A 12,977-nucleotide genomic window follows, 5' to 3' on the forward strand; every position below is an offset into this window, starting at 1 on the left:
ATGCGCGACTAGCGGATGCAGCGCGACGCGAGCGCGAAATTGGCGAAAGTTTGCCATATTAGGACAATTCAAAGGCGCGGCGCAGGTCCGATCGATGTCCGGCGACGAAGAAATCGCTTCTTCCAGGGCGATGGCGAGCACCGATGCCGCGTGCGCCTTTGCCCTACAATGCCGACCATCATGCCCGTTTCCGACCTCCATCTTCTGCTCCCCTTCGCGCTGCCTGCCGCAGCAGACGCCGCAACCGCGCTACACGGGCTGCAAAGCGCGGCGCTCGACAAACTCCTTGCGCGCGCGACGCTGGAAGAACGGGTGATCGGCGAAGACTTTCAGCGCACGCTGCCGCACGAGCGCTGGATTGCGCAACGTTTCGATGCCGCCGCGCCAAACTCCGACGAAGCGCCGCTCGCACCCTACATGCTCCTCGCCGATGGCGGCACACCCGGCGATGCGCTCTGGGCGTGTATCGAGCCGGTTCACGTGCGCATCGCGCACGACCATCTCGTGCTCATCGATCCGGCCACGCTCGGCGTGCGCACGGAAGAAGCCCGCACGCTCTTCGATACGGCGCGGCCCGTGATCGAAGACCTCGGCATCACGCTGCAAGCGCCCACGCCGTTGCGCTGGTATGTGTCGGGCGGCGCGCTGGGCGCGCTCGCGGGCGCGTCGCCGTTGCGCGCGACGGGACGCAACATCGAAATCTGGTTGCCGCACGAAGCCCGCACGGGCGAACGTTCGCGCGCTTGGATGAAGTTGCAGAACGAAATCCAGATGGCGTGGTTCGAACATCCGGTCAACGAAGAACGCGAGTCGCGCGGCCTGCCTGCGATCAACTCCATCTGGCTGCACGGACAAGGCACGCTGCGTCCGGTCAAGAGCCCGTTCGCCCGCATCATGTCCGACGCCGCCGCCACACGCGGTCTCGCGCTCGCCTCGAACATCGCGCCCGAAGCGCCAGCCGACTCTTTCGCCGCGCTCGCCAACGGGCGAGAAGCGCAAGAAGGCACGACGCTCGTCGAACTCGATCCGTTCTCGGCGCCGTTCATCGAACAGGACTGGGCGCGCTGGAACGACTCGTTGCAGGCGCTCGAAACCGCGTGGTTCGCGCCCGCGCTCGACGCGCTCGCGAACGGCACGCTCAAGAAACTCGGTATCACGCTCTGCGGCGATACAGGCTCGGTGACGCTCGGCGTCACGCGCTCGGACTTGCGCAAGTTCTGGCGACGCCGGCCGATCGCGGCGCTTTTCATCGAATAGGTCACTGACAGCATGACGCGTATCGTTACCCGCGCCGCCTCCCCCGCCGATGCCGAAGCCCTCGCGCGCCACGGCCTGCATCCCGTCATCGCGAGGCTGTATGCGTCGCGCGGCGTCACGTCGCCCGACGAAATCGAAACCGAGTTCAAGCGCCTGCACGCGCCCGTCGGCCTGAAGGGTTGCGATGCCGCCGCCGTCGTTCTCGCCGATGCGCTCGCAGCGAACAAGCGCATGCTCGTCGTCGCCGATTACGACTGCGACGGCGCGACCGCCTGCGCCGTCGCCGTGCGCGGGCTGCGCATGTTCGGCGCGGACATCGACTATCTGGTTCCGAACCGCTTCGAATATGGCTACGGGCTCACGCCGGAGATCGTCGAACTGGCGGCGCGTTCGCCACGCGGCGTACCCGATCTTCTGATCACGGTCGATAACGGCATTGCCAGCGTGGATGGCGTCGCGGCCGCCAATGCGCTCGGCATGGAAGTCGTCGTCACCGACCATCACTTGCCCGGCGACGAGTTGCCCGCCGCGCGCGCGATCGTCAATCCGAATCAGCCGGGCTGCGCGTTTCCGAGCAAATGCATCGCGGGCGTGGGCGTGATGTTCTACGTGCTGCTCGCGCTGCGCGCCGAACTGCGGCGTCGCGACACCTATGGCGATGGCCGCCCCGAACCGCGTCTCGACGGCCTGCTCGATCTGGTCGCGCTCGGCACCGTCGCGGATGTCGTGAAGCTCGACGCCAACAATCGCATTCTCGTCGCGCAGGGTTTGAAGCGGATTCGCTCGGGCCGCATGCAGCCAGGCATCGCCGCGCTTTTCCGGGCCGCGAGCCGCGATGCGCGCACCGCTTCCGGCTTCGATCTGGGCTTCGCGCTCGGACCGCGTCTGAACGCGGCGGGACGGCTGTCGGACATGTCGCTCGGCATCGAATGCCTGACGACCGACGATATCGGCCGCGCGTGGGAACTCGCGCAACAACTCGACGGCATGAACCGCGAGCGCCGCGAGATCGAAGCGGGCATGCAGCAGCAGGCGCTCGCCGAGTTGCAGACGCTCGACCCCGGCGAGCGCGCCACGCTCACGCTCTACGACGCGAGCTGGCATCAAGGCGTGATCGGCATCGTCGCGGGGCGGCTGAAGGAGCGGTTTCATCGGCCGTCGTTCACCTTCGCGCACGCCGACGACAGCGGCGTGCTCTGCAAAGGCTCCGGCCGCTCGATTCCGGGCTTCCATCTGCGTGACGCCGTCGATCTCATTTCGAAGCGCGAACCCGGTCTCATCCACAAATTCGGCGGTCACGCGATGGCGGCGGGCCTCACCCTCGCCACCGCAGACATTGCGCGCTTCACGGCCGCGTTCGAGGCCATCGGACGCGAATGGCTGACGGCCGACGCGCTTTCACGCACCATCGAAACCGATGGCGAACTGGAGGACGCGTATTTCACGCCGCAATTCGTCGAATTGATCGATGCAGCCGTGTGGGGACAAGGCTTTCCGGCGCCCACGTTCTCCGGCGAGTTCGAGGTCGCGTCGCAGGCGCTCGTCAAGGACAAGCATCTGAAGCTACAACTTCTGCGCGGGCGCCAGCGCTTCAACGCGATCTGGTTCAACCATGTCGACCCGCTCCCGGCGCGCGCGACGGTCGCTTACCGGCTCGTCAGCGATTCGTGGAACGGCGTGGCGCGCGTGCAGCTGATCGTCGAACACGCGGGCTGAAAACCCGCCGGAACGGCCCGCTCGAAGCGGGAAAACCCGGTCGATCGGCTATAATTGCACCTTTTTACGAAGCCGAAGATCGACAATGGAAGCGGAACGTCTCAACGCGATCGAAAGCCTTCTGGCCGACCTGCGCCGTCGCGCGGGCGAGCTACGGGGGTATCTTTGACTACGACGCCAAGTCAGCGCGTCTAGCCGAAGTCAACAAAGAACTCGAAGACCCGAACGTCTGGAACGACTCGAAGAACGCGCAAGCGCTCGGTCGTGAGAAGAAGCTGCTGGACGGCGTGGTGTCGAAACTCACCGCGCTCGACAACGACCTGCGCGACGCCAGCGATCTCTTCGAGATGGCGCACGAGGAAGGCGACGAAGAAACGCTCGTCGCCTGCGAAACCGACGCGGAAGCACTGCGAGTGCGCGTCGAGGACACGGAATTTCGCCGGATGTTCTCGAACCCGGCCGACCCGAACAATTGCTTCATCGACATCCAGGCGGGCGCGGGCGGCACCGAGGCGTGCGACTGGGCGTCCATGCTGCTGCGCCAGTATCTTCGCTATTGCGAACGCAAGGGCTTCAAGACCGAAGTGCTCGAGGAATCCGAAGGCGACGTCGCCGGCATCAAGAGCGCGACCATCAAGGTAGAAGGCGAATACGCCTACGGCTATCTGCGTACCGAGACGGGCATTCACCGCCTCGTGCGCAAATCGCCGTTCGACTCGTCGGGCGGGCGGCATACGTCGTTCTCGTCCGTGTTCGTGTATCCGGAAATCGACGATTCGATCGAGATCGAAATCAATCCCGCCGATATCCGCACGGACACGTATCGCGCTTCGGGCGCGGGTGGCCAGCACATCAACAAGACCGACTCCGCGGTGCGTCTCACGCACGCGCCGACTGGCATCGTCGTGCAGTGCCAGAACGACCGCTCGCAGCACCGCAACCGCGCTGAAGCCATGCAGATGCTGAAGGCGCGTCTCTACGAATTCGAGATGCGCAAGCGCCAGGCCGAACAGGACAAGCTCGAATCGAGCAAGACCGATGTGGGCTGGGGCCATCAGATCCGCTCCTACGTGCTCGACCAGAGCCGCGTGAAGGACCTGCGCACCAGCGTGGAAATGAGCAACACGCGCGCCGTGCTCGACGGCGACCTCGACGACTTCATCAGCGCGAGCCTGAAACAGGGCGTTTGAGTTTCGCGGCGCGGATCCCGGCTTTCGGTATCCGCGCTTTCGTCTGGCCCTCGCCGCGCCGCATCCCACCGTATCGAAAGCTACACATCATGACCGAACCGACTCAAGCGGGCGCCGCGCCCGAACTGGAAGAAAACCAGATCATCGGCGAGCGTCGCGACAAATTGCGCGCGCTGCGCGAGCAAGGCGTCGCTTATCCGAACGACTTTCGTCCGACGCATCAGGCCGCCGCGCTGCAAGGCGAATTCGCCAATACCGACAAGGAAGCACTCGAAGCCAATCCCCTGCCCGTGGCGCTTGCCGGCCGCATGATGCTCAAGCGCGTGATGGGCAAGGCCAGCTTCGCGACGGTCCAGGACGGCAGCGGCCAGATCCAGTTCTTCATCACGCCCGCGGACGTCGGCGCCGAGACTTACGACGCCTTCAAGAAGTGGGACCTGGGCGATATCGTCGCCGCGCGCGGCGTCCTGTTTCGCACGAACAAGGGCGAACTGTCGGTGCGCTGCACGGAACTGCGCCTGCTTTCGAAGGCGCTGCGTCCGCTGCCCGACAAGTTTCACGGCCTTGCCGATCAGGAAATGCGCTATCGCCAGCGTTATGTCGATCTGATCGTCACGCCGGAGTCGCGCAAGACCTTCATGGCGCGGACCAAGGCGGTCACTTCCATTCGCAATTTCATGGCGCAGGCGAGCTTCATGGAAGTCGAAACGCCAATGCTGCACCCCATTCCGGGCGGCGCGGCGGCCAAGCCTTTCGTTACGCACCACAACGCGCTCGACATGCAGATGTTCCTGCGCATCGCGCCGGAGCTGTATCTGAAGCGGCTGATCGTCGGCGGCTTCGAGCGTGTGTTCGAGATCAATCGTAATTTCCGGAACGAAGGCGTGTCGCCGCGACACAACCCGGAATTCACGATGATGGAGTTCTACGCCGCATACACGGATTATCACTGGCTCATGGACTTCGTCGAGCAACTGATCCGCCAGGCGGCAATCGATTCGCTCGGCACCGCGAGCATCACGTATCAGGGCCGCGAACTCGATTTTTCGAAGCCGTTTCATCGGCTGACGATCAATCAGGCTATTCAAAAATACGCGCCGCAATACACCGACGCGCAACTCGGCGACGCCGCGTTCCTGCGCACGGAATTGAAAAAGTTCGGCGTTGATACGACGCAACCGGCGTTTTTGAATGCGGGCATTGGCGCATTGCAATTGGCGCTTTTCGAAGAGACGGCCGAATCGCAACTGTGGGAGCCGACATATATCGTCGATTATCCAATCGAAGTGTCGCCGCTCGCGCGTGAGTCGGACAGCGTGGCGGGCATTACGGAGCGCTTCGAGTTGTTCATCACGGGCCGCGAGATCGCCAACGGCTTTTCCGAATTGAACGATCCGGAAGATCAGGCCGCGCGCTTTCAAAAGCAAGTCGATCAGAAAGACGCTGGCGACGAAGAAGCCATGTTTTTCGATGCCGACTATATTCGCGCGCTCGAATACGGCATGCCGCCGACAGGCGGCTGCGGAATCGGCATCGACCGGCTGGTGATGTTGCTGACCGACAGCCCGAGCATCCGCGACGTAATTTTGTTCCCGCATCTGCGTCGCGAGGACTGAACTGAGTGGCGCTGACAGTGATGTCAGCGCTGTCTTGCAGCATCGCTTTTGATTAATGCCCCATCAACACGGCGGCAATCTGCGCAAACAGAATTTTCAGAATGGTCATCGACGGGAAAATCATGGCATAGCCGATATCCGGTTTATCGGATGGCGTCACGCGATTGGCAAACGCGAGAATGGCGGGATTTCCCGTAGCACCGCTGAGAACGCCAATGGTGGTATCGAACGGCAGCTTGAAAATCACCAAGCAGAAAAACGCCGTCACGAGCACTAACGCAATCAGAATCACCGCGCCGTAAAGCAGGAGCGAAACACCCGTCGCCCCTACTTCGGCAAAGAATTTCGGTCCGGAAGCAATCCCGACCTGCGCCAGAAAAATGGTCAACCCGAAGTTCCGCAGAACCAGATTCGCCGACAATGGCACGCTCCAGATAAATGGCCCCGAGCGACGAATCTTCCCGAGATAAAGCGCGGTCAGCAGCAGCGCCGCAAGCCCGAGCGTCAGTTTTCCCACGCCGGGCACGGGAATCGGAATCATGCCGATGAGCAGGCCAATCGCGGCGCCAACGCCAATCGAGATGAAGCTGAGTTCGGCCGTCCCTTTGATCGAGTCGCCGAACAGTTTGCGAACCGCTTTGGCATGCGTCCGATTCACCAGCAACCCGACCCTGTCTCCGGTTTCCAAAATCAGATCGACGTGAGGCAACATGTCGGCGTCGCCTCTGCGCACATGAGCAATCGAGCAGACGACGCCATCGGGAAATCGAATGTCCCCAATGCGCTGCCCGGTCATGACCCGGCTCGATACGAACACGCGCAGGTAATCCAGATCTTCCCGATGCCGCGTGATTCTGCCCGGCTGAACCTCGCCGATGAGTGTGGCCGCCTCCTCCAGCGCGGCCGGCTCCAATGCCGTTGCCAGCAGGACATCGCCGGTTTGCAGAACGAAATCCGCGGTCGGCAGCCGGTTGCGATGCGCGCGGCGAACGGCGGCAATGGTCACGCCATCCGGCAACTCCGCATGAAGTTCGACTGCGCTGAGACCGACGAGCGCGGGATTTTGCAGGGCGATCTCCGCCGTCTCGATGTTGCTTTCGGGCGGCGCCTCGATCTTCACTTTGAGCAACGCGCCGAGGGCGTAGATCATCAGTATCGGACCGGCGACGCCGAATGGATAAGTCACGCTGTAGCCCACGGCGGCGCCATCGCTATGCAAGGTTGAGATCACGGCTTGCAACGTCGCCGTACTGGTTCCCGAGCCCGCGAACAAGCCGAGCGTTTCGTCGAGCCTGAGACCGAACGCCGGCACCAGCGAAAGCGACACGAAACCCGCCGCGACGACGCCAAGCGCCGCTGCCGCGTTGGCCTGCAATCCGTCCGCGCTCGTCAGTCCCTTGAAGAAATGCGCGCCGTACTGAATGCCGATGCCGTACAGAAACAGCAACAAGCCGAGCGTGCCGAGCAGCGCGGGCGGCAAGGCTTTCGGCGCGAATCCGCCGATTGCCAAGCCGACGAAAAGCACGGCCCCCGATCCGAGCGAGACGCCTTTGAGGCTGATCTCGCCAATCACATAGCCGAGCGCGATCGTGAGGAACAACGTGAAGAGCGGCTGAGCTTCGAGCAGCGTCCTGATTGCGTTCATAACGTCCTCTTGTCGATGTCAGCCGCGCCACGCATCGTCTTTCCGCTGGCAATGCGCCCGCCGACGTTCAGCCTCCCAGCAGCCTTAACGCGTGACGGGCAATCATCAATTCTTCGTTCGTCGGGATGACACAGACATCGACTGCGCTCGTCGAATCGTCGATGCGCCGTTCGTCGCGTGCATTGGCCTCGTCGTCGAGCGACACGCCGAGCCATGCCGCCGCGCGCCCCACGCGCTCGCGCACGGGCGCCGCACGTTCGCCGATGCCGCCGGTAAACACGAGCGCATCGAGCCCGCCGAGCGCGGCCGCAAGCGAGCCGAGTTCGCGCGAGATTCGATAGCAAAACAGATCGACAGCTTCGGCGGCAGCGGGTGCATCGCTCGCGAGCAGCGTGCGCATATCGCTGGAAATGCCCGACACGCCGAGCAGACCGGAGCGCTTATAGAGCAGCGTCTCGATGGCATGGGCGTCCATGCGCGCTTCCTGCATCATCCACAGCAGCACGCCGGGATCGACGCTCCCGCAGCGCGTGCCCATGACGAGCCCTTCGACGGCCGTGAAGCCCATCGTATTGGCGACGCTCTTGCCTCGATCGAGCGCCGTCATGCTCGCGCCGTTGCCAAGATGAAGCACCACGCTCTTGCCATTGGCGGCCTTCGCGCTGTATTGCGGCAGAACGCTCGCGATGTACTCGTACGACAGCCCGTGAAACCCGTAGCGCCGCACGCCGCGTTGCGTGATCTCGGGCGGCAGCGCGAAGCGCGTTGCCGCTGCGGGCTGCGTATGGTGGAAGGCCGTATCGAAACATGCGATTTGTGGCACCTGCGGATTGCGCGCTCGTATCGCGCGGATCGCTGCGAGGTTATGCGGCTGATGAAGCGGTGCGAGCGGAACGAGCGCTTCCAGTTGCGCGAGCACGTCCGTATCGACGCGCACCGGCGCTGCAAATCGTTCACCGCCATGCACCACACGATGACCCACGGCAAGCAGTTTCGCGCCGGAAGAGCGTTCACGCAGCCAGTTCAGCAAGAACGTGATCGCATTGTCGTGCCCGAGTTGTTCGCCTTCGGGCCAATGCTTTTCGTCGATGAGTTCGCCGTTCGGCCGCCTGGCCTCGAAGTACGGCTTGCCGTAGATCTCTTCGAGCTTGCCGCCGGCGACAGGATCGAGGCTGCCTTTCGTCTCGACGTATGCATGAAACTTGATGCTGGACGACCCCGCGTTGATGACCAGAACGACGTCCATACATCCCTCTAGACGATCGCGGCCGAAGGATTCTCGCGCCGCGCGAGCGCCACGAGCGAGGCCACTGCGCATGATGCGAGCCGCGTCATGATCGAATCCGCACGGCTCGTCAGGATGATCGGCACCTTCGCGCCCAGCACGATGCCCGCTGCATCCGCGCCGGCGAGAAACGACAAGCTCTTTGCCAGCAGGTTTCCAGATTCGAGGTCCGGCACGACGAGCACGTTCGCGCGCCCCGCCACCGGTGATTCGATCCCCTTGATCCTTGCGGCTTCCTCGCTGATTGCGTTGTCGAGCGCGAGCGGGCCGTCGAGAATGCCGCCCGTGATCTGCTGGCGATCGGCCATCTTGCAGAGCGCGGCGGCATCTAGCGTCGAGGGCACCTTCGAATTCACGGTTTCCATCGCGGAAAGAATCGCTACCCGCGTCTCGGCAATGCGCAACGCGTGAGCGAGATCGATGGCGTTCTGCACGATGTCGCGCTTCTGGTCAAGCGTCGGTGAGATGTTGACGGCGGCATCGGTGATGATCAGGGCGTTTTCGCGGCCGGGAACATCCATCACGAAACAGTGGCTCACGCGCCGCCCGGTGCGCAAGCCGTTACGCGTGACCACCGCGCCCATCAGTTCGTCGGTGTGCAGCGAGCCTTTCATCAGCGCTTCCGCGCGCCCTTCATGCACGAGTTGCACCGCGACTTCCGCCGCCGCGTGGCTGTGCGGAACGTCGATGATGGGTAGATCGCCGAGATCGAGATTGCACTCGCTGGCGACCGCTTCGAGTTTGCTGCGCGAGGCCACGAGAATCGGCGCGACGAGCCCGAGCCGCGCCGCTTCGATGATGGAAGACAGAGAGTCGTGGTCGCATGGGTGAGCGACCGCGGTCGGCAGCGGCGGCAAAGTGCTGGCGAAAGCGAGCAGCCGCTCGTATTTTTCGCGTTTGAATTCCATTTCATGCCCTCGATTGGCGTGAACTGCTGGCGCTTGGCGATGCACGATGAGTCGAGCACCGGCATCGATGCGCGTCGTGTGACTGCTTCGCGCCGCTGCCACGTTCGATCGCGCTGCCGCTTCTCGCCGTGCCGGATCGTGGCCACGGAGCGTCTCTCTGTGCGGGTCTCGTAATCAACGGGAGGCATCGATCCTCGCGTCTGCCTTCGCGCGGCTGGGTCAGCATACGCTGCGCGAATTCGCCGGAACACACTCGGTTAGAGAACGGCCGACGCGCATCTCTGAAACGATCAGCATGGCGAATAAACGCGAAACGGCATCGACGATTGGTTATGTCGATGGGGCTTCTTGCGTCGTTGTGTTGCAAGCGATTTAGCGTTTTGCCGGGCGGTTACGGCAATGGCATTCCACGCGTTACGCGAAGACTTTCTCTTTGTGTGAGGCGCAACGCGGGAACAAGAGACCGTTCAAGAAGTGGCGGCGCCTACGCGCGAGGAGCGCCCCGCTGACGATCAGCTAATTTCCAGCCGTTTTTGCCCGAGGCATCATCTTTTTGTAACTACTGGTAAAGGTTGAGCGGGTGTTCATAGCGTCAAATCGCCTTCGGACAGGGCGGATCACGTTTGGCATTATTTGTGCTTTACACTTTGTGCCTAGCGGCCGAGCATTTGTTACAACCGCTTAAGCACGAAATCCGGGTTTCCCCGAGAATCGTATTGCACAGACGGCATCGGCAGTATGCCGCTTATAGTCAGCGCATCTGCGCTTCCAAAGCCTCGGTACGGAGGTCCAAAAATGGATAACGGGAACAGTAAATTTACGCCGGCCACTTCGCCCTCGACAGGCAATGGTCAACCGCCACAACGGCGTCTGCATCCGCTCATCGCCACGGCGGCGGGCGCGGTGATCGTCGCGAGTCTCGTGGCCACGGCTGCGATGACGGGAATCTTCCCGCGCGCATCGAGCAATTCGGCGGATACAGCGCAGACACAGGCGGCAGCCGTCGCGCAGCAGCAACCCAGCGCTGCGCAACAAGCCGCACAGCAGCAAGCGGCGCAACAAGCACAACAGCAGGCAGCGCAGCAACAAGCCGCTCAACAGCAAGCCGCGGAACAAGCCGCGCAGCAACGGGCGGCCCAGCAGCAAGCTCAGCAACAGCCGCCTGTTCAGCAACCGTCGTATGCACAACAGCCTCCCGCGCATCCGGCTTATTGCTCGACCTGCGGGACGGTTGAAGCGATCTCCGCCGTTCGTCAGGAAGGACACGGTACCGGCATCGGTGCGGTGGGCGGCGCGGTGGCGGGTGGCGTCGTCGGCAACCAGTTCGGCCGTGGTGGCGGACGTACCGCAATGACGCTCCTGGGCGCGCTTGGCGGCGGTCTGGCAGGAAATTCGGTCGAGAAACACGTTCGCAGCGAGACGGACTATTCGGTGCGCGTGCGGATGGAAAACGGCAAGACGCGCTACTTCACGTATAAGCAGCAACCGCCGTTCGGCGAAGGTCAACGCGTACGGGTGCAGAACGGCACGTTAGTGGCGGGTTGAGCCGTCCGCGAACACCTGCACTAGTCGCGTCGACTCGCGACAATATCCGCGCGCGCTGTTTGTCCTTGGACACTGTCGGCAAGCAAAAAGGCGGCGATCTTTCAAATCGCCGCCTTTTCTTTTTCTCACGATGACAGTGATGCCCCTCAACCATCCCGCTGCGAGCTACGCGCCGGGTTCGGCCGCCCGCGTATCGCCATATATCCCCACCAGAAGTAGCCCGAAAAGCCGTACAGGACGAAGAGGCAAAACAGCATGACCGGCGGATCTGACGACACCAGCACGAACGCCACCACGACGAGCAACACGCCCGCGAATGGCACGCGATACCGCACATCCAGCGCCTTGCCGCTGTAGAACGGCGCGTTCGATACCATCGTCACGCCCGCATAGACAGTAAGTGCAAAGGCCACCCACGGCAGCCACACGAGCTTGAGCGGCACGCGGTTATCGGTCGCGAGCCACACGAAGCCCGCGATCAACGCAGCCGCGGCCGGACTCGGCAAGCCCTGGAAATAGCGCTTGTCGACCACGCCCACGTTCGTATTGAAGCGCGCAAGCCGCAACGCCGCGCCGGAGCAATACACGAAGGCCGCGAGCCAGCCCCAACGGCCGAGATCCTTCAAAACCCATTCATACATGACGAGCGCCGGCGCGACCCCGAACGACACCATGTCCGAAAGACTGTCGAATTGCTCGCCGAACGCGCTCTGCGTGTGCGTCATGCGCGCGACGCGTCCGTCCATGCCATCGAGCACCATCGCGACGAAAATGGCGATGGCCGCGATCTCGAAGCGAACGTTCATCGCCTGGACGACAGCGAAGAAGCCGCAAAAGAGCGCCGCCGTGGTGAACGCGTTAGGCAGGAGATAAATGCCGCGTTTGCGCAGGAACTGCTGCCGCTTGGCGCGCCGCGTTTCCAAGGCGCCGACGTCCTGCGCGGCCTTGTTGCGCCGGAAGGCACGCGGAGTCGCGCCGTTCATACGGTTACGGCGCGGTTTGAATGCCGCCATCGAAACCCCCGGCGTTATTCCGCGAACTCGGCGAGGATCGTCGACGATGCGGACACTTTCTCGCCAATCGAGACACGCGGACGGCTACCAATCGGCAGATACACGTCGACGCGCGAACCGAAACGAATGAAGCCATAGCGCTGACCGCGCGTGAGCGGCTCGCCCACATGCACATAACAGAGAATACGTCGCGCGATGAGGCCCGCGATCTGCACCGACGTCACGGTATGACCGCTCGCCGTCTGCAGGACGATGGCATTGCGCTCGTTCTCCGTCGATGCCTTCTCGACCGCCGCATTCAGATACGCGCCCGGGAAGTACTGAACCTTGCTGATGGCGCCATCGACCGGCGAACGCTGCGAATGCACGTTGAAAACGTTCATGAACACGCTGATCTTGAGCGCCTCACGGCCCGCATACGGATCATGCGCAGTTTCGACCGCGACAATGCGCCCGTCGGCCGGACACAGCACGGCGTTGGCCTGCGCGGGAATGGGACGCGGCGGGTCGCGAAAAAACTGGACGACGAAGATCACGATCAGCCAGAAAATCCAGGCGAAGCCGAAGCCGCCGAGCGCCTGCACGAGAATCGCAACGACGGCCGCGATGGCGATGAACGGCCAGCCTTCGCGGGCAATGATCGGATGAGGATAGTTCATGAACGAGTTCGATGTTTTATTAAAACCGTAGGATAGCAAAAGCCGCCCGGAGCACAGGGCATCCGGACGGCTTTAGTTTCAGCAAGAAACGTGCTGCAAACATCGATCTCCACGCATGCGGAGAAAATGGCGCAAGCAGCAGG

10 protein-coding genes are annotated in these 12,977 nt (G+C 62.8%); 5 read left to right on the forward strand and 5 right to left on the reverse strand.

The window, feature by feature from the left end; genetic code table 11:
* The first annotated feature begins 168 nt into the window (after positions 1 to 168).
* The 4 genes from NCT04_RS09585 (at position 169) to lysS (ending at position 5,779) form a co-directional block, all read left to right on the forward strand.
* Entirely contained in the window at positions 169 to 1,257 is a 1,089-nt protein-coding gene (locus NCT04_RS09585; RefSeq protein ID WP_244825610.1) for a regulator, read from the forward strand.
* A 12-nt stretch (positions 1,258 to 1,269) separates the two neighbouring features.
* Positions 1,270 to 2,973 (forward strand): single-stranded-DNA-specific exonuclease RecJ, encoded by a 1,704-nt coding sequence (gene recJ, locus NCT04_RS09590; protein WP_250465189.1) that lies wholly within the window; start codon positions 1,270 to 1,272, stop codon positions 2,971 to 2,973.
* A gap of 85 nt (positions 2,974 to 3,058) precedes the next feature.
* A protein-coding gene (prfB, locus tag NCT04_RS09595; RefSeq protein ID WP_244825612.1) for a peptide chain release factor 2 occupies positions 3,059 to 4,163 on the forward strand; the annotation gives its coding sequence in 2 pieces (ribosomal slippage) (positions 3,059 to 3,139 and positions 3,141 to 4,163; 1,104 coding nt in all).
* An 89-nt stretch (positions 4,164 to 4,252) separates the two neighbouring features.
* The gene (gene lysS / locus NCT04_RS09600) at positions 4,253 to 5,779 is read left to right on the forward strand and encodes a lysine--tRNA ligase (RefSeq protein ID WP_244825614.1); all 1,527 of its coding nucleotides are present in this window, start codon (positions 4,253 to 4,255) and stop codon (positions 5,777 to 5,779) included.
* A 52-nt stretch (positions 5,780 to 5,831) separates the two neighbouring features.
* Here the strand turns inward: lysS and NCT04_RS09605 are convergent, their stop codons facing one another.
* From NCT04_RS09605 to NCT04_RS09615, 3 genes are all read right to left on the reverse strand, one after another.
* Positions 5,832 to 7,424 (reverse strand): aspartate:alanine exchanger family transporter, encoded by a 1,593-nt coding sequence (locus tag NCT04_RS09605; RefSeq protein ID WP_250465190.1) that lies wholly within the window; start codon positions 7,422 to 7,424, stop codon positions 5,832 to 5,834.
* A 67-nt stretch (positions 7,425 to 7,491) separates the two neighbouring features.
* Positions 7,492 to 8,670, reverse strand: coding sequence for an acetate/propionate family kinase (locus tag NCT04_RS09610; RefSeq protein WP_250465191.1), 1,179 nt, complete (start codon positions 8,668 to 8,670; stop codon positions 7,492 to 7,494).
* 8 nt (positions 8,671 to 8,678) lie between these two features.
* Positions 8,679 to 9,617, reverse strand: coding sequence for a phosphate acetyltransferase (locus NCT04_RS09615; RefSeq protein ID WP_250465192.1), 939 nt, complete (start codon positions 9,615 to 9,617; stop codon positions 8,679 to 8,681).
* 795 nt (positions 9,618 to 10,412) lie between these two features.
* On the opposite strand from NCT04_RS09615, the gene NCT04_RS09620 reads away from it, so the two are divergent.
* A complete protein-coding gene (locus NCT04_RS09620; RefSeq protein WP_244825622.1) occupies positions 10,413 to 11,162 on the forward strand; it encodes a glycine zipper 2TM domain-containing protein in 750 nt (249 codons plus the stop codon).
* Positions 11,163 to 11,308: 146 nt separating this feature from the next.
* Here NCT04_RS09620 and pssA read toward each other — a convergent pair whose 3' ends face one another.
* Positions 11,309 to 12,175 (reverse strand): CDP-diacylglycerol--serine O-phosphatidyltransferase, encoded by an 867-nt coding sequence (pssA, locus tag NCT04_RS09625; protein ID WP_250465193.1) that lies wholly within the window; start codon positions 12,173 to 12,175, stop codon positions 11,309 to 11,311.
* A gap of 14 nt (positions 12,176 to 12,189) precedes the next feature.
* Positions 12,190 to 12,834, reverse strand: a complete 645-nt coding sequence (locus NCT04_RS09630) for a phosphatidylserine decarboxylase (protein WP_244825625.1) — start codon at positions 12,832 to 12,834, stop codon at positions 12,190 to 12,192.
* Positions 12,835 to 12,977 lie beyond the last annotated feature (143 nt).

Source organism: Caballeronia sp. GAFFF2, from assembly GCF_023631485.1.
Classification (GTDB): Bacteria; Pseudomonadota; Gammaproteobacteria; order Burkholderiales; family Burkholderiaceae; genus Caballeronia.